Here is a 21,038-nt window from a genome sequence, read left to right on the forward strand (position 1 = left end):
TTGAACGGCAAGGCGGCAACAATTGCCGGCCGGACGGGAGTCCACGCTCCGACCGGCTGCCGCCAAGGACAGCAGCGGATCCGTGAAGCGCTGCCCGGCAACATCGTTCTCAAGGAGAAGCATCATGTCCGTCAGCAGTACCAATACCTCGAACGCCTATTGGCAACAGCTGCAGTCGCTGCACCAGCAACGCCGGCAAGACTTCAGCAATCTGACCCAGTCGGTCCAGCAGGGCGACATCGCCGGCGCGCAGCAGGCTCTGGCCGCTCTGCAGCAGTTGAACGGCTCGAACAACAGCAATGGCGGCAACAGCGGCGGCGACTTCAGTTCCGCGCTGAACAACGCCATCAGCGCGGCGTCCTCCCCCTCCAGCTCCAGCTCGACCGATCCGTTCGCCGCGGTGAACAGCAGCCAAACCAGCAACGGCGCAAGCAGCGCCGGGAGTTCCATTTCCTCCTTGCTGAACACGCTGGGCCAGGACCTGCAGTCCGGCAATCTGAGCCAGGCGCAGCAGGATTTCCAGCAACTGCAGCAGGGCCTGCAAGCTGATGGCACCCAGCAAGCCAGCGGCCAGCACCGCCATCACCACCATCATGGCGGCGGCGAGCAACAAAACGACAGCGGCCTGCAAAGCCTGCTGAACGCCGCCAACGGCAGCCAATCCCAATCCTTGGCCACCACCGGCTCCGCCAGCGCGGCCAACAACGTCCAGCAGTTGCAAGCAGCCCTGAGCCTGTACCAGGCGAATGCCGGCAGCAACGACATCAGCAGCCTGTTGATGTCGATGTCGGTCTGAAATGGACGCCCGGCGGGGACGGCTTGCCCGCCCCCGCCGCGTCTAATGATAGGGGGCCAGCAGGCGGCGCATCTCCTGATGGCCTTCCAATGATTCGCAAGCCTGCTTCAACCTGCCCATCGCATCCGCGTCGCGCGCCAGTGCGCTGGACTTAGAGACGTAAATCCTCAGCGGCTGCACGTCCAACTGCCATTCTCCCAAAGCCTTTCCGGCCAGGCCGGCCTCATCCAGCACATTGCCGCAGCCGGGCCGCACGCAAACGGTGGCGTCCAGCCTGCCAGCCGCCAGCATCTTCGCGCCTTGATCCATATCGCCCAGCAGCACTCTGGCATGCGGCACCGCGCGATCGAAGGCATCCAGCGTGTGGCTGCCTCTCAACTCTCCGACGGCAAGGCCGGCGAAGCTGCGCGCCGATGGATGCGCGCGCCCCGGCTCCTTCAAGTAGACCAGCGATACCTTGAGCGTCGCCACCTCGCAGATGGGGATGCCGTAACGCTCCCTCTCCTCGGTGGGGATGCCCAGATTGATCGCGTTGGTTCCGCTGCGCATGCCGTCTATCACCCGCAGATAGGGCCTGACCTCGGCCTTGATCGGCACGCCGGTCTGCGCCGCCAGGAAACGGACGAAATCCGGGCCGACGCCCCGGTCGCTGTCGGCCACGCCCCACGGCTCCACCGCGAGCGTGTAGGAATGGAACAACACAGGCTCCGCGGCCGCAGTTGCGGCAGCGACGGCCAAAACCAGCCAAACAAGCCGCAGTTTCATCGTCTCTCCCAGCCTGCGCGACGGCGGTCCGGCAACGCATCCGCGCGCTCCGGGCCTCCGCTCGGGCCACTTTCGTCAGTGTAGCCCAGCCGCCGTCCTCCACGATGCCGCCTCTCCTAACCAATCAATTCCGAAGGCATTATTTCTATTTGAATATTCATTTACGAAAGAAAAATATTCATCAAAAGATGTTGCCCGCATATAAAAGCGGCGTAAAATGCGGCAAAGTTCACTCTCAAACAAAAAGGCGTTCGATCATGAAACCCGGTAATGCCGACGCGGGCAGCCCCAGTCCCCGCAATCTGCTGCAATACTGGCTGCGCAAGCTCAACGGCTCCCGCCTGAGCGCACATGACAAACTGCATTTCGAACCGCTGCAGGAGGAACTCCTGCTCAATCTGATGGTGGCGGCCTGCATCCTGATGCTGGCGCTGTACGCCTACTTCGCCCGTTAGGACCCGCTAACAAAACTCCTGATCCTGCGTTGCGGCTCCTTGTCGTACGACTGGTACTGCCTGCGTCGGCGCGCCTTGGCTCAGGTTCTCTGCGAGGTTTTGTTAGCGGCTCTGAGCGGCCCTGGCTGTTCCCGCGCGACAAGCTCGCCGCTTCGAACTATCCTGTCTGCGGCATGTCACCGTACTGAAGCCAAAACAGAGGAAACGATGATGAGACTGTCCGCACTAACTCTATTCTGCGTCCTTGGACTGAGTCTGCCCGCCTGGGCCGACAACGCCGACAACCTGTTCACCGTGCCGCTGGATGCTTTCCAGCCCGGCAAGATGGTGCCCGGCCAGCGCGTGTACCAAAAACCCGGCGTGGATCTGAAGGCTTACCATTCGGTGTTGCTGGAACCCTTGCTGTTCCTGCGGCAGGCGGATGACGGCAGCTGGGAATTGCTGCAGGCGGGAGATGAAAACGCGATTGCCGGCTATTTCCACGACCGGATGCAGGCGGAACTGAAAGCCGCCGGCGTTGAGGAAGCGCTGCAGCCGGCGACGGGCGTCGCCCGGTTGCGGGTGGCCGTCACCGGCGTGAGCCAGGACAGGCCGGGCGTCAACGCCATCGACCTACTGCCGGTGAAAGCCGTGTTCAATCTGGCGCGCCTGGCCACCGGCAAAGAGCCCTACCTGCTGAAGATCGCGAGCATGGCGCAACTGGAGGATGCCCAGGACGGCGGCCTGCTGGCCGGCACCGTCAACCTGCGCCAGAACGAAAAGAACAAGACCAAGGAACAGCCGATGACGCTGGACCTGATCAAGCCGCTGATAAACGAATGGTGCCGCCAGAGCGCGCGCCAACTGGCAGCCCATCTGGGCAAGGCCCCGTGACTCACAGCGGCTTGCGCATGAACACGCTGTGCGGGTCTTCCCGGTAATCGCCGAAAGGCGGGCAGAAATCGTAGCCGGCGCGCTGATACAAAGCGATCGCCTCATGCTGATGGATGCCCGTTTCCAACATCGCCACCGCGCAGCCCCTGGCGCGCGCCTTCTCCTCCAGAAAAGACAGCAAGGCCCGCGCCGCGCCCTTGCCGCGGCATTCCGGCTTGACGAATACCCGCTTGAGCTCGCCGAACTCCGGCCCGCACCACACCGCGCCGCACCCCAGCGCCGCACCCTCTTGGCCTCTCGCCACGGCGAAAGCCACCTCCGGCGCCAATAAGGCCGACACATCCGCTCCGTAATGGCACTCCGGCGGATACAGGGGTTTCTGGTAGGCGTCCAGCTCGTCGATCAAGGCCAGCACTTCGGGTTGATCCGGGCGCTCCAGCCTGATCGACACCCTGTTCGCCGTTCCATCGATGCCTGGTCTTGTTCTTTCTTGCAAACGCATCCTGTTTCCTTGGCTATTGTTATCAATCAATCCGGGTTCATCCCGCCATCTGGCCGCGATGCTTGACGAATCCCCTCTTGGCGTCGCCGCGGAAGCCGGCGCGCAGAAAGAAGCGATGCGCGTCCTCCCGGCCAAGCGAGCTGAGCAGCATGATCTTGGAGCAATCGCGCGCCAAGCTGCGCCGCTCGGCCTCGCGCAGCGGCATCGCTCCCAGCCCGCGGCCGCGCCAGCGCGCGTCGACCACCAGGTTCTCCAGCACGGCGAATGGCTGCTCCCCGTACATGATGTCATCGCAAAAACCGAGCCAGGCGGTGCCGGCCAGCTCGCCGCCGCACTCGCACACCAGCACCTGCGCCCGTTCGCCGCCCGCCAAGGCATCCAGCCGCTCCGGCAACACTCGCGTTCGCGCGTCGCCGGTCAACTGGCGATACAGGGCCGCCAGCGCGTCGGCATCCGCGCCGGCGGCGAGCCTTATTTCAACCGGATGCCCTGCGCTGCTGCGCTCATGCATGCCAGAAGCCTCCCATGACAAGGCCCGCCTCGCGGCGGGCCCAATGTGTCTGAAAACGGCAATCTAGCAGAAAACGGCGGCAGCGGCAGCCAAACAGATGACGATGGGAAACAGGATCAGGAGGCTTCGTCCGCCAGTTGCTGCCAAGTCTCGTCCTGCTCCCATCGACTGCACCAGTCCACCACCTTGTCGGCCTCCATCGGCCGGGCGATGCCGTAACCCTGGGCATAACGGCAGCCAAGCCGGCGCAGCAGAGCGGCGTGCTCCATCGTCTCCACGCCTTCGGCGATTGCCTTGCGGGCGAAAATGGAGGCCAACTCGATCACGCCCTCGACGATGCGCCTGTCGTCCTGGCTATCTATCATGTCGTGGACAAAGCTATTGTCTATCTTCAGCGTATCCACCGGCAGGCGGCGCAGATGGGTCAACGACGCGTGACCGGTGCCGAAATCGTCCAGCGCGAAATGCACGCCCAGTTCGCGGCAGCGCTGCAGCACCCGTATGGTTTGCTCGACATCGCCTGAACCGCTCTCCACGATCTCCAATTCCAGATGCCAGGGCGGAACATTGGGATAGCGCCCCAGCACAGCCGACAATTGCTGGCCGAAATCGGCGCGCAGCAGATAATTGGTGCTGACATTGGTGCTGATCTTGATGTGAAAGCCAGCCTCTGCCCACCGCGAAACCTGGCTGAGCGCGGCATCCAGCACCCACAAGCCGAAGGCGGCTTCCAGCTCGTTTCCGGACAAATGGGGCAGAAACTCCGCCGGCGCCAGCAGCCCGCGCCTGGGGTGGCGCCAGCGTATCAGCGACTCCACGCTGATGATCTCGCCGCTCTGCAAATCCACCACCGGCTGGTAGAACAGCGTGAACTCGTCGCGAACCAGCGCCTGGCGCAGCAGTTCGAGAAACTGGCGGTGCTCCTGCGCCTTGCGGTCGTTTTCCGGATCGAACAGCTGGTAGCGGTTCTTGCCGGCGTCCTTGGCCAGATACATCGCCTGATCGGCGTGGCGCAACAGCGTGTCCGGATCGACATTGTCCTGCGGGTACAGGCTGACGCCTATGCTGGCCGTGACGCTGACCGCCGTGTCGCCCACTGGCATCGGCCGCGACGCGGTGGCCAGCACCCGGTCCAGCACCAGCATGCACTCCTCCGCCCCCCCCACCTCCGACAGCAGCACCACGAACTCGTCTCCCCCCAGCCGCGCCAACGTATCGTCGCCGCGCAGGATGGCCTTGAGATTGTTGCTGACCGCCACCAGCAGCTGGTCTCCCACCGCATGGCCGTACTTGTCGTTGACCGCCTTGAAGCCGTCCAGATCCAAAAAGCACACCGCGCAGGACTTGCCGCTGCGGTTGGCGCGCACGATGGCCTGCCGCAGCCGGTCGGACAACAGGCGGCGGTTGGGCACGCCGGTCAGCGGATCGTAGTGGGCGACGCGGTCCAGCTCGGCCTCGTGCTGCTTGAGTTGGCTGATGTCGGAAAAAATGCCGATATAGTGCTGCACCTCCCCTTGCTCGTCGCGCACCACGGAAATCGACAGCAGTTCGGCGTAGAGCTCGCCGTTCTTGCGGCGGTTCCACAGCTCGCCGCGCCAGAAATCGTGTCCTTTGACCGAGTTCCACAGCTCCTCGTAGAAGCTGATCGGCTGCTTGCCGGAAGACAGCAGGCTTGGCTTCTGCCCTATCGCCTCTTCGGCGCTGTAGCCGGTGATGCGGGAGAAAGCGTTGTTGACCTTGGTGATCACGCCGTCCGGGTTCACCATCAGGATGCCTTCATAGCTGCTGTCGAACACCGCGGCGGCTTCCTTCTGCGTCTGCTCGAACACCTTGCGCTCGGTGATGTCGGTATGGGTGCCGGACATCATCAGCGGCTCGCCCTGCTCGCTCCGCTCCACGACCCGCCCGCGCGACAGGATCCAGCGCCAGTCGCCGCCGCGGGTCCGGCAACGCACTTCCACCTCATGGCTGTTCAGTTCGCCGCGCAGATTGCGCTGAATGGAGTCCCGGACCAAGGCCACGTCGTCGGGGTGCAGATGCTCGTACCAGTTATCCGCGGTGATGTGCATCTCGCCGGGGCCGTAGCCCAGCATGCTTTCCCAGCGCGGACTGATCTGGAAGCGGTTGGTTTTCAGGTTCCAGTCCCAAAAACCCTGGTCGGAGCCGGCGATCACCCGCGCCAGCTGGCGCTCGCGGTCGCGCAGCTCCTGCTCGGCGCGGTGCTGTTCGGTGAGGTCGCGGCCAAAGGCTATATAGCGGCCGTCCTTCATCTTGCCGGAGGTCAGGTCCACGCTGACGGCGCCGCCCTTTTTCAGCCGCAGCTTCCACTCGAAGCGCAGGAAGGATCCATTGCTGATCTTGGCCAGGTGCTCGGCCAAAAGACCCAGGCACTCCGGGGCCACCAAGTCGTGGATGTGCATTTCGCGCAACTCGTCCAGGCTATGCCCGGTCAGACGGCAGGCGGCGGGGTTGGCGAAGATGAAGTAGCCGTCCACATCGGTGACCCAGATCGCGTCGCCGGCTTCGTTCAGCACCAGCCGCAGGTCCTCGTCGGCGCGCTTGCGCTCGGTGATGTCGGACAGATTGCCGACCAATCGCACCGCGGCGCCGCGCTCGTCCCACTCCACCGCCCGGCCCCGCACCTGCAGCCAGCGCACGCCATCGTCCTGCCGGGCCAGCCGGAAATCGATTTCTATCTTCGGGCTCTTGCCGCGGCGATGCGCCTCTATCGCCTGCAACACATAAGGCAAATCGGCCGGATGCACCATCTGGCGGAAGAAACGGAAATCGCCACTGTCTTCCTCCGGCTGGGTACCGGTCACCTCGTAGTAGCGGGAAGAACGGTACACCTTGCCGCTGCGCAAATCCCAATCCCAGAATCCATCGCTGGTAGCCTCGGCCACCAGCTGCAGGCGGGATTCACTGGCCTTGACCTGCATGGCCATCTGCTTGCGCTCGGTGATGTCCTGCATGGTGCCGTACAGCCCGACAATGGCGTTCTCCTCGCCGCGCCGCGCCTCTCCCCGCATCGTCAGCCAGCGGCTTTCGCCATCCGCGCGCAGCAATTCCACGTCGCACTCGTAGCCCATGCCCACCAGCTTGCAGCGTTCTATCGCCTCCGACAGCTGCTCCCAGCCCTCGTCGCTGAAAAATCGCCTCATCGCCGGATAGCCCGGCGGCCCGAAGCGTTCGGCCAGGCCGAACAGGCGATAGGCCTCAGGCGACCAGTAATGCCGGTCTTCAGCCAAATCCCAGCTCCAGCTGCCTATGCCGGCCAGCTGCTGCGCCTGCTGCAACATGGATTCGCTGTCGCGCAATAGCTGTTCGGCCTGCTTTTGCCGGGTGACGTCGCGCGAGATGCCGAATAATCCGCCCAGTTGCCCTGCGCTGTTGTAGACCGGCCCCTTGGTCACCAGAAACACCATCCGCTCGCCATTTTGCAGCACCAGATGCTCCTCGTGGGTCTGCACCCGGCCGCTTTGCATGATCAGCCGATCCTGGACGATCAACTCCTTCGCGGTTTCCTCGTCGAACAGCTCCCAATCGTCCTTGCCTATCACCTCGCGGCTGGACTTGCCGACGAAGGCCAGCGCCGCGTGGTTGACCAGCAGGTAGCGCCCCTGCACGTCCTTGATGAACACCGCGTCGGAGGTGCTGGTCACCACTGCGTCCAACAGCGCCCGGTGCATGATGCCCCGCTCCAGCGCCAAGCGCAGCATTTCGCTGAGCAGGCTCACCGCCAAGCCATTCAAGGCCAGAAACAACAGCTGCAGCTTGCTGTGCCACGGTGTTTGCGCGGCATGCAGATGGGGCTCGGCCACCAGGTCGACGGCCAGCACCGCCAACACGGTGGCCAGCAGACCGGGGCCAAGGCCCCCCATGCAGGCCCCCAGAATGATGGGAAGCATGAACAGGATCAACATCGGATGATCGCCCAGCTCCGGCCCCATTAAGAACTGCCGCATCGCCAACGCGCCGCCTAGCAACACCAGTACCACCGGGTAGGCCAGCCAATTAGTCCAACGCTCCGACCGCAAACCATTGGCCAGACTACCCAGCCAAAACAGTTGCAGGCCGTTATCGCTGGACGGCACCGCCCGCAATGCCAGCAACAGCAGAACGGAGGTCACCAGAACGAAGAAAATGCCCTTGGCGATGGAAAGGGAAACCACTCGGGAAATATCCAGCCCGGCCAGCAATTGGTCGGAGAAAAAGATCCAGGCCAGCGCGAACAGCGCGTAACTGGGCACCGCCAGCAGAATGAATCTGGTCCTCGCGTTGCTTGCCATAGAGAGCCCCCTGAGCCCGGCGCCGGCCGGGTCTGTCGTCCTCCGCGCCTCGTTGCCGGCGGAGTCTTGCCGAACTTACGCCGAAACGGACGGCATGCCGTCCGTTTCGTTTGGATTCGTTCCTTACAGGTATAGCATTCGCCTCGCCCCCTGCCGCCGCGAAGAGACAAACAGGCATTCAAATCATCCTATCCTGAACTATGCTGAGCGAAGAATCGTTGTCGCGAGAGGTACCGGGGATGGAGTTTTTGTTCGATCTGGATGATCCCCTGCAGTGTCTGGAGCACATCTACCAGTTTCTCAGCCCGATGGTAGTGGCTTTTCATCCGAAAAAAAGCGCCGGCCGCACCGGCCCCTGCTTCGGCAGCGGCCTGCTGCTGAGCTACCGGGGCGAGAAGTTCATCGTCACATCCGAAGCCGTGCTGTCCGCCGCCTGCGTCAACCACGGCCAGAACGTGGTGGCCAGCAACGGCGCGCAACAATGGCCGCTGCTGCAACTGCGCTGCGCCAGTCCGCAACACCTGGACCTGGCGGCGATACACCTGCCGGCCGACTGGCTGGCGCGCCACCCGGCGGAAAACTGCTTCGAGCTGGATTACGGCACCCTGCCCGATCCGATGGCCAGCGCCTTCACCCTGTTGCTGGGTTATCCGGTCAGCAACGGCAGGCCCGCCGGCCAGCTCAACTCGGCCATAGGCGTGGTATCCCGGCCATACAGCAGCAATACCCGCCGCAACCAGGTGGTTCAGCCCTTGTTCGTGGAATTCGACAGCCGCGACATCCTCAGCCGCTGCCGGCTGGACAAGTCGACGCTGCAGGCCTTTTACCAGTTGGGCGGCGCGCCGGCCATCAGCCTGTATCACTCGTTCCAGCAGGACAGCAATCGTCTGACCGCCTACCTGCAAGGCGTGGTGGTGGAATGGGACCATGCCCGCATCGGCGCCACCGTCACCTCCTCCGCGCTGCTATCCGGCTTCCTGGATAGCTTCCTGCTGCGGCTGCGGCAGGACGGCGAGGTCGCGCCGCCTGAGCTGGCCGAGCTGCTCGCCCGCTTCCGCCACTAAGGCCGCAAGCGCCGTCTCGAAGCGCGCCGGCGCAGCCGCGCGGGATCGAGATTCCGCTCAGCTGGGCATCTCGCCGGCCAGCGCCCTGGCGCGCTCATCGCCGCTGCCCGCCAGTCCCGCGCGCACGCTCAGCCGAGTCGCTTCGTCCTGGTTCTGGCTGAGCTTGTACTTGCCGTCCAGCCGGCTCACCGTCAGCTCGATGCCGACAATGGCCCGCAGCATCTTGTCCAGATAGTCGGCCGGCGCGTCCGCCACTTGCCAGGGCTGCGGGAAACCCTCCTCGCGCGCGCGGGTCAGCTGGTCCAACAGGCTACGCAGCCACACCGGATCGTCCACCGCTCGCAGCCGCCCCCTGGCGTGCGCCACCATGTAGTTCCAAGTGGGAACCACCTTGCCATGCTCGGCCTTCGCCGGGTACCAGGACGGACTGATGTAGGCATCGTCGCCCTGGAACACAGCCAGCGCCTGCGGCGCATCCTCCAGCAGCCGCCACAAGGGATTGGCGCGCGCCACATGCCCCCTCAGCTTCAGCGCGCCCTCCTCTTCCACCGCCAACAGCGGCAGATGGTTGACCTGCGGGCCGTCCTCGCCGTTGACCGCCACGACGGCCAGCGGCCGGGCCCGCATCAGGCTCAGCAGAACGGCCGGATCGGCCTCGACGAAATGGCTGGGCTGGTACATGATGGGCTCCCGGGAAAAATCACGACATTACAAGCAGACGTCATCGCCCGGCAAGCGCTTCCGCCGCGATACAATGACAACAGTATTGCCAATCCATCTCGAGAAATCCATGCCCAGAAAACCGCGCGTCCGCTCCGGCAGCGGCGTCACCATGCATGACGTGGCCAAGGCGGCCGGCGTCAGCGCCATCACCGTGTCCCGGGTGCTGAATCAGCCGCAGCAGGTTTCCGAACCGCTGCGGGAAAAAGTGATGCAGGCGGTCGACGCCCTGGGATACGTGCCCAGCCGTTCCGCCAGCACGCTGGCTTCGGCCAGGTCGCGGACCGTGCTGGTGCTGATTCCCTCTCTGGCCAACACCGTGTTCCTGGAAACGCTGGCCGGCATCGAAACCGTGCTGGACGCCGCCGGCTACCAGATGCTGATCGGCAACAGCCATTACGATGCCGGACAAGAGTTTCAGTTGCTGCGCGCCTATCTGCAGCACCGGCCCGACGGCGTGCTGATCACCGGCCTCAGCCACGCGGAGCCGTTCGAGCGCATTCTGAGCCAGCATGCGCTGCCGGCGGTCTACATGATGGATCTGGCCGACGATGGCCGCTGCTGCGTGGGCTTCTCGCAAGAGGAAGCCGGCGCCGCCATCACCCGCCACCTGCTCTCGCGCGGCAAACGCCGCATCGGCTTTCTCGGCGCGCAGCTGGACGAGCGCGTGATGAAACGCCTGGACGGCTACCGCGCGGCGCTGGACGCGGCCGGCTGCCGCGACGCCGGGCTGGAGTGGCTGGATCCGCAGCCCTCCAGCATGCAGATGGGCGCGGACATGCTGGACGCGGCGCTGGCGGCCCGCCCCGACTGCGACGCGCTGTTCTGCTGCAACGACGACCTGGCGATCGGCGCGCTCGCGCGCAGCCAGGAGTTGGGCATCGCCGTGCCCGAGCGGCTGGCCATCGCCGGCTTCAACGACCTGCAGCCCGCCGCCTGGTGCACGCCCACGCTGACCACGGTGGCCACGCCGCGCCGCGACATCGGCGTCCACGCCGCCCGCGCCCTGCTGCGGCTGATAGACGGCGAGGAGCCGGAATCGCGCCGCGCCGACTTGGGCTTCCGGCTCATGTTGCGCCGCAGCAGCTGAAATCCAGCATCAGCGCGGCCTCCCGCGTTGTTGCTCTCCCACTACAGCGCGCCGCCGGCAAACGCGAAACTTGATCCAACTGCTTGTTGTGCACTTTTTGTTAGCGCTAACATCATCGTCATTCAGCCGGCGTCGAGCCGGCTATCCTTCCACATTAATTGTTAGCGCTAACATGAAAAACGGCAATATCGTGGTGATGGGCGTGGCCGGCTGCGGCAAAAGCAGCGTGGGCCGTATGCTGGCCGAGGCCATCGGCGCCAGCTTCATCGAAGGCGACAGCTTCCACCCCCCCGAGAACATCGCGCGGATGCGCGACGGCATTCCGCTGAACGACGACGACCGCGCCGGCTGGCTGGCCAATCTGGCCGGCAAGCTGCGCCAGGGCCGCCAGAGCGGCGAACCGATGGTGCTGGCCTGCTCGGCGCTGAAGCGCCGCTACCGCGACGTGCTACGCGGCGGCGACCCCGACCTGCGCTTCGTCCACCTGCGCGGCGACAAGGCGCTGATCGCCGAACGCATGCGCGAACGCAGCGGCCACTTCATGCCGGAAAGCCTGCTGGACAGCCAATTCCACGACCTGGAAGCCCCGGGCGCCGACGAAGGCGCGATTCCCTGCGACGTCGCCCTGCCGCCCGAAGCGCAACTGCGGCGCATCCTGGCCGAACTAGGCTGAACCCAACCGTTTCAACGCAAAGGCAGTATCAAAGAGGAGAACAACAATGAACGCCCCGTCCCCGCAACAATTCAAGGTTCCCGCCCGCCGCTGGCGCATAGGCTGGCTGCTGGGCATCGGCATCCTGGTCAATTATTTCGACCGCATCAGCCTGTCGGTGGCCGCGCCGCAGCTGCAGCAGGAGTTCGGCCTGAGCAACGGCGAGCTGGGCCTGCTGTTCAGCGCCTTCTTCTGGAGCTACGCGCTGCTGCAGATTCCCACCGGCGTGGTGCTGGACCGCTTCGGCACCACCCGCATCGGCCGCCTGGGCGCGCTGCTGTGGGGCGTGGCCGCCACCCTCACCGCCTGCGCCGGCGGTTTCGCCGGCATTTTCGCCGCCCGCATGCTGCTGGGCGTCGCCGAAGCGCCGGGCTTCCCGGTCAGCTCCAAAGCCACCGGCTACTGGTTTCCCCGCCGCGAGCGGGCGATGGCCACCGCCATCTTCGACGCCGCCGCGAAATTCTCCAACGTGATAGGCGTGCCGATGGTGGCCTTGGCCGTGGTGCACCTGGGCTGGCGCTGGGGCTTCGGCGTGTCCGCCATCCTCAGCCTGCTGTACTTCATCGCCTTCTACCTGATCTACCGCGACCCCAGCGCCGACAAAAAACTGACCGAGGCCGAGCGCCAATACATCGTCCAGGGCGGCGCGGCCGAGGAAGGCGTCAGCCAGCAAAGCTCGATGGCGATGCTGGGCTACCTGCTGCGCCAGCGCAAAGTGTGGGGGCTGTCCATCGGCTTCGCCGCCTACGGCTATGTGTTCTACCTGTTCCTCACCTGGCTGCCCGGCTATCTGGTGCAGGCGATGCATATGGACATCCTGAAATCGGCATGGTTTTCCGCCATCCCATGGATGTTCGCCACCCTGTCCGACCTGTTCGTCGGCGGCTGGCTGATAGACAAGCTGATCGCCCGCGGCCACGATGAAACCCACGTGCGCAAGACGGTGCTGCTGTGCGGGATGGCCATGGGCATGGCGGTGTTCGGCGCGACGACGACGACCGACCCCTATATCGCCATCATCTGGATCACCATCGCCCTCAGCGGCCTGGCCGCCGCCGCTCCAGTGGGCTGGTCGCTGCCGTCGCTGATCGCGCCGCGCGGCGGCACCGGCACCGTCGGCGGCATCATGAACTTCGCCAACAATATGATGGGCGCGGTCGCCCCCATCGTCACCGGCTTCATCGTCGGCGCCACCCACTCCTTCGCCAACGCTTTCATGGTGGCCGGCTTCATGCTGGTGATCGGCATCCTGGCCTTCGTCTTCCTGCTGGGCCGCATCGAACAACTGCCCGAGCCCGGCGTCTCCCCGGACTAAGGCCGTCCCCCGCCCCGGCGCGAGCCGGGGTTTTTCATTCCATCGCGCTGACCCGCAGCGGCCCCGCCACGCTCAACACCAGCTTCGCTATGGCTTCATTCCCCGCATTGGGTTTCAAGCCCTGCTCGAAAGCCTCCCGGCTTTGCCCGTCGTGCCGCTCCAGCCATCGCAGCGCCTTTTTCGGCCCCTCGTACCACAGCCCCCGCAAAACGAAATAGTCTTCCAGCAAAGCCATCAGCAACCAGGCGCGGCGGTAATCGCCTTCGACATCCCCGCGTTGGATCCGCGCCGCCATCTTGTGCGCCCAATCGCGACGCGCCTGCAACTCATCCTCCGGCAATGCCTCCGGCCCGGCAGCATGAAGGGTTTCCAGGCTAGCCAAAAAGCGGCTCGCCGACTCGCCCCGCTGGCGCAGGATTTTGGCTCCCCGCAGCGCCAGATGCGCTTCGGTCGGTTCGTCCAGCGCGGTGTCGGGATACAGGAACAGATCAAGGTACTCGCCATCTATGCGGCGGGTATCCCGCGTCACCCGCTCCACAGCGCCGAAAGCGGCAATATCGTAATCGCTGCCCTGATTGGCGCTACCGTCGGCACGGGAACCGTATAGCAACACCGTATGCAAGCGCTTGTCGCGATCTAGCTCGGCGATGATGCGCGGCAACAAATCCATCCACTCCATGCAAGCTCCTTCGGGCGATCGCGAGCGTCTGAGCATACCATCAATGCCAAACTCATATCCGGATGGCAAACCCTGGCCCCGGATATGAAAAAGCCCGCCAAGGCGGGCTTTTTCATGATTTGGCGCGAATAGCTCAAGTCGTCAGACCCAGCCTCTTCGGCAGCATGCGCAGCGCCTCGGCGTTGGACGGCGAGAACGCCAGCTCGGCGGCTTCGTCCCATGGCAGCCAGCGGTAGCCCAGATGCTCGCGCGGCGCCAGCGCCACCTCGCAGGGTGAGGGCAGCAGCAGGCCGAACACATGCTCGTCGTTGTGGGTGACGCCTTCCGGGTAGCGGTGGCGCCAGTGCGGGTAGATTTCGTAGCGATTGACCAGATGCCAGTCGCTCAGTTCGAAACGGGACGCGTCCAGACCGGTTTCCTCCGCCACTTCGCGGCAGGCGGTGTCGATCAGGTCTTCGACGCCCTCGCGGCTGCCGGTCACCGACTGCCAGTAGCCGGGCTTGTCGGCCCGCTCCATCAGCAGGGCCCGGCCATCGCGGCTATGGATCACCACCAGCACCGACACCGGCTGCTTGCTGCCCATCAGATCTTGCCTCCCGGAGCGGCCAGCATGCCGGCCAGCTCCACCGCCGACTTGACGCCCATCTTCTCGAACACCCGCGAGCGGTGGACCTCCACCGTCTTCATGCTGATGCTGAGCTCCTCGGCGATCTGCTTGTTCAGCTTGCCGGCCAGGATCAGCTGCATCACCTCGCGCTCGCGCTCGGTCAGCAGCGCCAGCGCCGCCGACACCTTGCGCTGCAGGCCGTGGCGCTGGCGGTTCTGCTCGTCCAGCTCCACCGCCGCCGCCGCGCGCTCCAGCAGGCGCACATCGTCAAACGGCTTCTCGATGAAATCGAGCGCGCCCAGCTTCAGCGCCGCCACCGCGTGCGGCACATCGCCGTGCGCGGTCAGCATGATCACCGGCGGGCAGTACGGCCAGTCCGCCAGCTTCTCCAGCAACACGATGCCGCTGATGCCCGACAGCCGCAGGTCCAGGACAATGCCGTTGTAGTCATGTCCGTTGCCAGCGGCCAGGAAGGTCTCGCCGCTGTCGAAGCCGTCGGCGCGGTAGCCCTGGCCATCCAGCAGCCACAGCAGCGACTGCCGCACCGCCTCGTCGTCGTCGATGATGGCCAGCCGTTTCGCGCTCATGATGCCTCCTCAGCCCTGCCCCGCCGGCTTGTCGCCGACGATGCGCACTTCCCGCTGCGGGAAGGGGATTTCGATATTGTGCTGCTTGAACAGCCGCCAGATAGCCAGGTTGATGTCCGATTTCAGGCCCATGAAGCCGTTCTCCGGATCCGCAACCCAGAAGCCCAGCTCCAGATTGATGCCGCTGTCGGCGAACAGGGTGACGAAGGCGTTGGCGCCCGGATTCTTCAGCACGCGCGGATGGTCCGACGCCTGCTTGAGCAGGCTGAGCGCCAGGTCCAGATCGGTGCCGTAAGCCACCGACACCGGCAGGCTGGTCCACATATTCTTGTCGGAGTAGGACTGGTTGATCACCGTGTTGGACATCAGCGCGTCGTTGGGGATCAGCGCCTCGGTGCCGTCGGAACCCTTCAACACTACATAGCGCGAGGTCATCTTGGTCACGTAGCCGACGCGGTTGTCCACCATCAGCCGGTCGCCGATGCGGATGGAGTGGTCAAGCAGGATGATGAAGCCGGACACGAAATTGCTGGCGATCTTCTGCAAACCCAGGCCCAGGCCGATACCCACCGCGCCGCCGAATACCGACAGCACGGTCAGGTCTATCCCCATCACCGGCAGCGCCACCAGCACCGAGGCCACCACCAGGCCGGTGCGGGTCAGCTTGGCGAACACGATGCGCAGGTTGGAATCGAGGTGCTTGAGCTTCATGATGCGGGCTTCGATCAGGCGGCTCGCCCACAGCGCCACCACCACGATCACCGTCACCCACAGCAGGCCGTTGAGAATGGTCAGCAGGTCCAGCCGGGTCTTGCCCACGTAGAAGGAGATCGACTCCAGCCAATCCATCACCGCCACGTCGAAGCCTATGGTCCAACTGACGAAGCCCAGCCACAAGGCCGAGGCCAGAAAGTGCTCGGAATGCCGCTCGAAGCGGCTGTGCGGGAAGGCCTGGCGCACCACCGCCGTGCAAAGGCGGATCACCGCCAGCCAGAACAGCAGCGCGCTCAGGATGTGCAGCACCAGCATCGGCGCGTGCTCCAGCCGGCCCCAGGTGAAGCTGGCCAGCACCACCAGCACCTGGGCCGATACCGGCAGCACCAGCCGGAAACCGGTATAGGGCAAGAACTGGTCGTAGCGCTCAGGGTTATGAGCAAACCAGTAGCGATACAGCCGGCGGGCCAGCGCATAGGCGGCGATCACGCACAGCAGGCCCAGCGCCAGCTCGATCAGGCCGTTCTTGGTCTGCAGCGCGTCAAGCAGCGCGAAAAAATTCATTTCCTTGCGGATGAACAGCAATGTCCGACTCCTTGGTCAAAACGCGGCGGGCAAGCCGCCGTCAGGCAGAAACGGCATCCGACGCCGCCAGCCGGCCTTCATTCAGGCGCAGTACCCGCTGGGTGCGGCCGGCCAGTTCCAGGTCGTGGGTAACGATGATCAGGCTGGTGCCCAGCGTGCGGTTCAATTCCAGCATCAGCTCGAACACCTGGCCGGCGGTATGGACGTCCAGATTGCCGGTGGGCTCGTCGGCCAGCAGACAGGCCGGCTGCGTCACCAGCGCGCGGGCGATGGCGGCGCGTTGGCGCTCGCCGCCTGACAACTCGCCCGGCTTGTGCTCCAGGCGCTTGCCCAGCCCTACCTTCTCCAGCATTTCGCCGGCGCGGCGGGCGGCCTCGCCCTTGTCCATCCGGCGGATCAACAACGGCATCATCACGTTTTCCAGCGCGGTGAATTCCGGCAGCAGGTGATGGAACTGATAGACGAAGCCCATCGACTCGTTGCGCAGCCTGCCGCGCTCGGTCTCGGACAGCGTGGACAGATCGCGGCCCAGCACCTCCACCGCGCCGGAGGTCGGCGTGTCCAGCCCGCCCAGCAAATGCAGCAGCGTGCTTTTGCCGGAGCCGGACGCGCCGACGATGGCCAGGTGCTCGCCCTTGCCCACTTCCAGATTCACGTCGGCCAGCACGTCCAGCGCCAGCTTGCCTTCCTGGTAGCGTTTGCCGAGCGAGCGGCAGCTCAATACCTTATTCATAGCGCAGGGCCTCCGCCGGCTGGGTGCGCGAGGCGCGCCAGCTGGGATACAGGGTGGCGAACAGGGCCAGCAGCAGCGAAATGATGGTGATGGTGGACACGTCGCCCCACTGCACGTCGGACGGCAGATAATCGATCATATAGACGTCGCTGGACAGGATCTTGGTGCCGATGATGCGTTCGATCACAGGCACGATCACGTCCAGGTTCAGCGCGATCACCACGCCGCTGGCCACCCCGGCCAGCGTGCCCAGCACCCCGGCCACCGCGCCCTGGATCACGAAGATCTTCATGATGCTGCCGGGCGACGCGCCCAGCGTGCGCAGGATGGCGATATCGGCCTGCTTGTCGGTCACCACCATCACCAGCGTGGATACCAGGTTGAACGCCGCCACCGCGACGATCAGCGTCAGGATGATGGTCATCATCCGCTTCTCGATCTGCACCGCGCGGAAGTAATTGGCGTTGGTGTCGGTCCAGTCGGTGACCAGCAGTTGCGGCAGCTGCGGCCGCAGCTCGGCCTTCAGTTGCGGCGCCAGCATCGGGTCATCCAGCCGCAGCCGCACGCCGCTGACGGAATCGCCCATCCGCTCCAGCACCTGGGCGTCGCGCAGATTGACCATCGCCAGCGAGGCGTCGAATTCGAACATGTCCACCTTGAAGATGCCCACCACGGTGAACTGCTTGGAGCGCGGCACCATCCCGGCCGGCGTGATGTTGCCCTGCGGCGTCATCAGCGTCACCTTGTCGCCGACGCCCACGCCCAGCTGGCGCGCCAGCTCCACGCCCAGCGTCATGCCGAAGCTGCCTGGCTTCAGGTCTTCCAGCTTGCCGGACACCATGTGATGGCCCACGTCCACAACCTTGTTTTCCAGCGCGGGCTCGATGCCGCGCACCAGGCCGCCGCGCACATTGCCGTAGGCGACGAACAGGCCTTGGCTGCTGACAAAGGGCGCAGCCGCCTGCACGTGCGGCTGCTTGACCAGCATCGCCTGCGCGTCGCGCCAGCCGGCGAGGCGGCCGTCGTAGCCGCTGACTTCCAGGTGGGAAGCCACGCTGAGAATGCGGCCGCGGATTTCCTTCTGGAACCCGTTCATCACCGACAGCACGATGATCAGCGCCGCCACGCCAAGGGCTATGCCGACGATGGAAATCAGGGAAATGAAGGAGATGAATCCGTTGCGGCGCTTGGCGCGCAGGTAGCGCAGCCCGATAAAGGCTTCAAATGGCATCTCGGGTTTTCTCACTCGGAACGGTAGGGATTGTCCAGGCTCTGCATCATCGCCACCAGGAAGTCGCGCACCTGCTGCTCCTCGCAGCCCATCAGCACCGCGTCCTCGAACGCGTCCTGGGCCATCTGGGCGATTTCCTCCAGGTTCTCGCGCATCACCTTCAGCTTCTCGACGCAGGCGACGACGTTGCCCTCCGGGTCGCGCCATACCGGTATTTCGATTTTCAATGCCATATTCCTGTTCCTGAAAACACGATGCCCGCGAAAAGCGGGCATCGTCGCTCGGCCGGACCGCTCAGTGCCGGCCCTTTTTCTTCTTGCCGACGGATTTCGCCGCCTTTTGCGCCTTGGAGCCCTTCTTGCCCTTGGGCTCGGCGGCCGCCTTGCATTTCCTGCCCTTGCGGCATTTCGCCGCTTCCGGCGCCGGGGACGGCTTCGCCGCGATTTTCACGCTGACGTCATCGGAGGTATCGGCGGCCTGCAAGGCGGTGCTACGATTGACCCTGCGCGCGCCATTGTAACGCGCGGTCCAGTAGCTCTGCGACAGGTTCGACACCTCGATGTTCTTGCCGGTTCGCGGCGCGTGGATGAATTTGTTGTTGCCCATGTAGATGCCGACATGGGAGTAGCTGCGGCCCAGGGTGTTGAAGAACACCAGGTCGCCCGGCATCAGTTCGCCGCGGCCGACCGACTTGCCCACCCGGGCCATTTCGGCCGCGGTGCGCGGCAGGTTCACCCGCAGCGATTTCTGGAACACGTAACGAATGAAGCCGCTGCAGTCCAGGCCGTCGTCCGGCGTGTTGCCGCCGAAGCGATAGGCGACGCCCAACAGGCTCATCGCTTGCAAAAGCAAGTCGCCCACCGCATCCTCTTGCGGAGCGGCGTACTTGGAGATGGGATCGTCCGATTTGTCCGTCGCCGAACTGTCGGCGGCGGCTTTCCCCTCGGTCGGGGCCTTGTCTGGCGCGGCCTGGGCAAAAACCATGAAGCCCGCCAGCGCCAGCGCTGATAAGCGGAGTTGCAATTTCATAGGCCGCACTCTATCGGACGGGACCGGTAGTGTAAAGCCAAGCGGGACGGCGAAAAGCACATGATTCGGGAAACCTTGATTGCAATGCGGGACTTACCGCGGTTAAGAGAAATCAGCGGAATTTTGATCCGTCATGGACTGGGAGAGTTCGCTCAGCGGCTGAAGTTGCCGCGCGCGATGGAAAAGGCCGGAGAATGGCTGAACCTGTCGCTGCCGGACCGCGAATCCGGCCAGCCGACGGCGGTTAGGGTGAGGCTGGCGTTCGAGGAGCTGGGGCCCACCTTCATCAAGCTGGGGCAGATCCTGTCCACCCGCGTGGACGTGTTCCCGCCGGACTGGATAGACGAATTCGAGAAGCTGCAGAACCGGGTGCCGCCGCTGCCGCCGGCCATGGTGCGCAAGCTGATAGTCGACGCGCTGGGCGCCGAGGCCGACCAGCTGTTCGCCGAGTTCGACATGCAGCCGATAGGCTCCGCGTCCATCGCCCAAGTCCACCGGGCGCGGCTGAAGGACGGCAGCGAGGTGGCGGTGAAACTGCGCCGGCCCGGCATCGCCGACAAGGTGGAAGCCGACCTGCGCATACTCGCCCACCTGGCCCACCTGCTGGAGTTGGAGTTTCCCGAGCTGCGCCGCTACCAGCCGTCCGGCATCGTCGCCCAGTTCTCGCGCTCGCTGCGCCGCGAGCTGGACCTGGCGATCGAGGCGCGCAATATGGAGCGTTTCGCCCGGGATTTCATCGACGACCCCTTCGTCGAAGTGCCGACAGTGCATTGGGAATACACCAACGCCGCGGTCAACGTGCAGAGCTACGTCGACGGCGTGCCGGCCAGCGATCTGGCCCGACTGCGCGACAGCGGCCTGGACCCGGTGCTGCTGGCCCAACGCGGCGCCGACGCGGTGCTGAAGATGATCCTGGTCAACGGCTTCTTCCACGCCGACCCCCACCCCGGCAACGTGTTCTTCCTGGCCGAGCATCGCATCGCCTTCATCGATTTCGGCATGGTGGGCCGCATCAGCCACGTGCGGCGCGACGAAATCGTCGACCTGCTGTCAGCGGTGGCCGAGCGAAACGAGCACGGCATCATCGACGTGCTGGTCGAATGGACCGGCAACACGCCGGTGGACATGCCGAAATTCGCCGACGAGGTCGGCGAATTCATGTTCCAGTACGAACACGTTCCGCTGAAGGGGCTCAACATCAGCCAGCTGATCGGCGACATCATGGCGCTGATCCGCAATCACGGCATCGTGCTGCCGCCGGACATGGCGATGCTGTTCAAGGCGCTGGTGACGCTGGAAGGCCTGGGCCGGCAGCTGAACCCTGAATTCCAGTTGGTCGCGCACATCACCCCCTTCGTCAAGGAGTTGATCGTCGCCCGCTACCATCCGGCAGCGCTGCTCAAGCGCGGCCGCCAGTCGCTGTCCGAAGGACTGGAAATGATAGCCGGCCTGCCCCGCGACCTGGTCCGCATCGGCCGCGACATGCGTCACGGCAAGTTCCGCGTCAACCTCGACCTGCAGCGGCTGGACAGCTTCGGCAAGCAGCTGGACCGCAGCAGCAACCGGCTGACCATGGGCATCGTCACCGGCTGCCTGATCATAGGCTCGTCGATCGTGATGACCGTCAACGCCGGCCCCAAGCTGTTCGGCCTGCCCTTCTTCGGCTTCTTCGGCTTCATGCTGGCGCTGTTCAACAGCGTGTGGCTGGTCTGGTCGATCTGGCGTTCGGGCAAGGACTTATAACCGCTGGTACGAGCATTGGAACCATTGGCAATACGGGG

General features: G+C 64.6%; 21 protein-coding genes. 8 read left to right on the forward strand and 13 right to left on the reverse strand.

Annotated features, from left to right (window positions below; all coding sequences use genetic code 11):
* Positions 1-124 precede the first annotated feature (124 nt).
* Positions 125-796 carry a hypothetical protein gene (locus tag VA599_RS14025; RefSeq protein ID WP_346789116.1) on the forward strand — a complete coding sequence of 224 codons (672 nt, stop codon included), beginning with the start codon at positions 125-127 and terminating at the stop codon, positions 794-796.
* A 42-nt stretch (positions 797-838) separates the two neighbouring features.
* On the opposite strand, the gene VA599_RS14030 is transcribed toward VA599_RS14025, so the two are convergent.
* Positions 839-1,495, reverse strand: coding sequence for a substrate-binding periplasmic protein (locus tag VA599_RS14030; protein WP_346789117.1), 657 nt, complete (start codon positions 1,493-1,495; stop codon positions 839-841).
* Between the two features lie 323 nt (positions 1,496-1,818).
* Here VA599_RS14030 and VA599_RS14035 point away from each other — a divergent pair, with 323 nt between their 5' ends.
* Both VA599_RS14035 and VA599_RS14040 read left to right on the forward strand, forming a co-directional pair.
* Positions 1,819-2,016: a hypothetical protein gene (locus VA599_RS14035; protein ID WP_021477604.1), complete on the forward strand. Its 198-nt coding sequence runs from the start codon at positions 1,819-1,821 to the stop codon at positions 2,014-2,016.
* Between the two features lie 207 nt (positions 2,017-2,223).
* Positions 2,224-2,889: a DUF3313 domain-containing protein gene (locus VA599_RS14040; protein ID WP_346789118.1), complete on the forward strand. Its 666-nt coding sequence runs from the start codon at positions 2,224-2,226 to the stop codon at positions 2,887-2,889.
* Position 2,890: 1 nt separating this feature from the next.
* Here the strand turns inward: VA599_RS14040 and VA599_RS14045 are convergent, their stop codons facing one another.
* The 3 genes from VA599_RS14045 to VA599_RS14055 form a co-directional block, all read right to left on the reverse strand.
* Positions 2,891-3,340, reverse strand: coding sequence for a GNAT family N-acetyltransferase (locus tag VA599_RS14045; protein ID WP_346789119.1), 450 nt, complete (start codon positions 3,338-3,340; stop codon positions 2,891-2,893).
* An 88-nt stretch (positions 3,341-3,428) separates the two neighbouring features.
* Positions 3,429-3,902 (reverse strand): GNAT family N-acetyltransferase, encoded by a 474-nt coding sequence (locus VA599_RS14050; RefSeq protein ID WP_346789120.1) that lies wholly within the window; start codon positions 3,900-3,902, stop codon positions 3,429-3,431.
* Between the two features lie 116 nt (positions 3,903-4,018).
* Positions 4,019-8,191 carry a PAS domain S-box protein gene (locus VA599_RS14055; RefSeq protein ID WP_346789121.1) on the reverse strand — a complete coding sequence of 1,391 codons (4,173 nt, stop codon included), beginning with the start codon at positions 8,189-8,191 and terminating at the stop codon, positions 4,019-4,021.
* A gap of 239 nt (positions 8,192-8,430) precedes the next feature.
* Here VA599_RS14055 and VA599_RS14060 point away from each other — a divergent pair, with 239 nt between their 5' ends.
* Positions 8,431-9,255 carry a hypothetical protein gene (locus VA599_RS14060; protein WP_346789122.1) on the forward strand — a complete coding sequence of 275 codons (825 nt, stop codon included), beginning with the start codon at positions 8,431-8,433 and terminating at the stop codon, positions 9,253-9,255.
* Positions 9,256-9,312: 57 nt separating this feature from the next.
* On the opposite strand, the gene VA599_RS14065 is transcribed toward VA599_RS14060, so the two are convergent.
* Entirely contained in the window at positions 9,313-9,936 is a 624-nt protein-coding gene (locus tag VA599_RS14065) for an FMN-binding negative transcriptional regulator (RefSeq protein ID WP_346789123.1), read from the reverse strand.
* Between the two features lie 109 nt (positions 9,937-10,045).
* Between VA599_RS14065 and gntR the strand changes: the two genes are divergently transcribed.
* The 3 genes from gntR to VA599_RS14080 all read left to right on the forward strand — a co-directional run bounded on the left by gntR (position 10,046) and on the right by VA599_RS14080 (position 13,092).
* Entirely contained in the window at positions 10,046-11,065 is a 1,020-nt protein-coding gene (gene gntR, locus VA599_RS14070; RefSeq protein WP_346789124.1) for an HTH-type transcriptional regulator GntR, read from the forward strand.
* A 172-nt stretch (positions 11,066-11,237) separates the two neighbouring features.
* Positions 11,238-11,738, forward strand: coding sequence for a gluconokinase (locus tag VA599_RS14075; protein WP_346789125.1), 501 nt, complete (start codon positions 11,238-11,240; stop codon positions 11,736-11,738).
* A gap of 46 nt (positions 11,739-11,784) precedes the next feature.
* Positions 11,785-13,092: an MFS transporter gene (locus tag VA599_RS14080; RefSeq protein ID WP_346789126.1), complete on the forward strand. Its 1,308-nt coding sequence runs from the start codon at positions 11,785-11,787 to the stop codon at positions 13,090-13,092.
* 34 nt (positions 13,093-13,126) lie between these two features.
* Here VA599_RS14080 and VA599_RS14085 read toward each other — a convergent pair whose 3' ends face one another.
* From VA599_RS14085 to VA599_RS14120, 8 genes are all read right to left on the reverse strand, one after another.
* Positions 13,127-13,771 (reverse strand): nucleotidyltransferase domain-containing protein, encoded by a 645-nt coding sequence (locus tag VA599_RS14085; RefSeq protein ID WP_346789127.1) that lies wholly within the window; start codon positions 13,769-13,771, stop codon positions 13,127-13,129.
* A 133-nt stretch (positions 13,772-13,904) separates the two neighbouring features.
* On the reverse strand, positions 13,905-14,354 hold the full coding sequence (gene nudB, locus VA599_RS14090; RefSeq protein WP_346789129.1) for a dihydroneopterin triphosphate diphosphatase: 450 nt from the start codon (positions 14,352-14,354) through the stop codon (positions 13,905-13,907).
* A complete protein-coding gene (locus VA599_RS14095) occupies positions 14,354-14,965 on the reverse strand; it encodes a response regulator transcription factor (RefSeq protein WP_021477616.1) in 612 nt (203 codons plus the stop codon). Before VA599_RS14095 ends, nudB begins: the two co-directional genes overlap by 1 nt.
* A 9-nt stretch (positions 14,966-14,974) precedes the next feature.
* A complete protein-coding gene (locus VA599_RS14100; protein ID WP_346789130.1) occupies positions 14,975-16,264 on the reverse strand; it encodes a mechanosensitive ion channel family protein in 1,290 nt (429 codons plus the stop codon).
* 40 nt (positions 16,265-16,304) lie between these two features.
* Positions 16,305-16,997, reverse strand: coding sequence for a lipoprotein-releasing ABC transporter ATP-binding protein LolD (lolD, locus tag VA599_RS14105; protein ID WP_046156561.1), 693 nt, complete (start codon positions 16,995-16,997; stop codon positions 16,305-16,307).
* Positions 16,990-18,228: a lipoprotein-releasing ABC transporter permease subunit gene (locus VA599_RS14110; protein WP_104947549.1), complete on the reverse strand. Its 1,239-nt coding sequence runs from the start codon at positions 18,226-18,228 to the stop codon at positions 16,990-16,992. The genes lolD and VA599_RS14110 overlap by 8 nt, the downstream gene beginning before the upstream one ends.
* 11 nt (positions 18,229-18,239) lie before the next feature.
* Entirely contained in the window at positions 18,240-18,461 is a 222-nt protein-coding gene (locus VA599_RS14115; RefSeq protein WP_021477620.1) for a hypothetical protein, read from the reverse strand.
* Positions 18,462-18,522: 61 nt separating this feature from the next.
* Entirely contained in the window at positions 18,523-19,257 is a 735-nt protein-coding gene (locus VA599_RS14120; RefSeq protein ID WP_346789133.1) for a C40 family peptidase, read from the reverse strand.
* Positions 19,258-19,380: 123 nt separating this feature from the next.
* On the opposite strand from VA599_RS14120, the gene VA599_RS14125 reads away from it, so the two are divergent.
* Positions 19,381-21,000 carry an ABC1 kinase family protein gene (locus VA599_RS14125; RefSeq protein WP_346789134.1) on the forward strand — a complete coding sequence of 540 codons (1,620 nt, stop codon included), beginning with the start codon at positions 19,381-19,383 and terminating at the stop codon, positions 20,998-21,000.
* Positions 21,001-21,038: the final 38 nt, after the last annotated feature.

Source organism: Chromobacterium indicum (genome assembly GCF_039708975.1).
GTDB classification, from domain to species: Bacteria; Pseudomonadota; Gammaproteobacteria; order Burkholderiales; family Chromobacteriaceae; genus Chromobacterium; species Chromobacterium piscinae.

Bases quoted from the DNA above. Each gene is read 5' to 3' on its own strand.
- VA599_RS14025 (WP_346789116.1), top strand. From the start codon at position 125: ATGTCCGTCAGCAGTACCAATACCTCGAACGCCTATTGGCAACAGCTG.
- VA599_RS14035 (WP_021477604.1), top strand. From the start codon at position 1,819: ATGAAACCCGGTAATGCCGACGCGGGCAGCCCCAGTCCCCGCAATCTG.
- VA599_RS14040 (WP_346789118.1), top strand. From the start codon at position 2,224: ATGATGAGACTGTCCGCACTAACTCTATTCTGCGTCCTTGGACTGAGT.
- VA599_RS14050 (WP_346789120.1), bottom strand. From the start codon at position 3,902: ATGCATGAGCGCAGCAGCGCAGGGCATCCGGTTGAAATAAGGCTCGCC.
- VA599_RS14055 (WP_346789121.1), bottom strand. From the start codon at position 8,191: ATGGCAAGCAACGCGAGGACCAGATTCATTCTGCTGGCGGTGCCCAGT.
- VA599_RS14060 (WP_346789122.1), top strand. From the start codon at position 8,431: ATGGAGTTTTTGTTCGATCTGGATGATCCCCTGCAGTGTCTGGAGCAC.
- VA599_RS14065 (WP_346789123.1), bottom strand. From the start codon at position 9,936: ATGTACCAGCCCAGCCATTTCGTCGAGGCCGATCCGGCCGTTCTGCTG.
- gntR (WP_346789124.1), top strand. From the start codon at position 10,046: ATGCCCAGAAAACCGCGCGTCCGCTCCGGCAGCGGCGTCACCATGCAT.
- VA599_RS14075 (WP_346789125.1), top strand. From the start codon at position 11,238: ATGAAAAACGGCAATATCGTGGTGATGGGCGTGGCCGGCTGCGGCAAA.
- VA599_RS14080 (WP_346789126.1), top strand. From the start codon at position 11,785: ATGAACGCCCCGTCCCCGCAACAATTCAAGGTTCCCGCCCGCCGCTGG.
- VA599_RS14085 (WP_346789127.1), bottom strand. From the start codon at position 13,771: ATGGAGTGGATGGATTTGTTGCCGCGCATCATCGCCGAGCTAGATCGC.
- nudB (WP_346789129.1), bottom strand. From the start codon at position 14,354: ATGGGCAGCAAGCAGCCGGTGTCGGTGCTGGTGGTGATCCATAGCCGC.
- VA599_RS14095 (WP_021477616.1), bottom strand. From the start codon at position 14,965: ATGAGCGCGAAACGGCTGGCCATCATCGACGACGACGAGGCGGTGCGG.
- lolD (WP_046156561.1), bottom strand. From the start codon at position 16,997: ATGAATAAGGTATTGAGCTGCCGCTCGCTCGGCAAACGCTACCAGGAA.
- VA599_RS14110 (WP_104947549.1), bottom strand. From the start codon at position 18,228: ATGCCATTTGAAGCCTTTATCGGGCTGCGCTACCTGCGCGCCAAGCGC.
- VA599_RS14115 (WP_021477620.1), bottom strand. From the start codon at position 18,461: ATGGCATTGAAAATCGAAATACCGGTATGGCGCGACCCGGAGGGCAAC.
- VA599_RS14120 (WP_346789133.1), bottom strand. From the start codon at position 19,257: ATGAAATTGCAACTCCGCTTATCAGCGCTGGCGCTGGCGGGCTTCATG.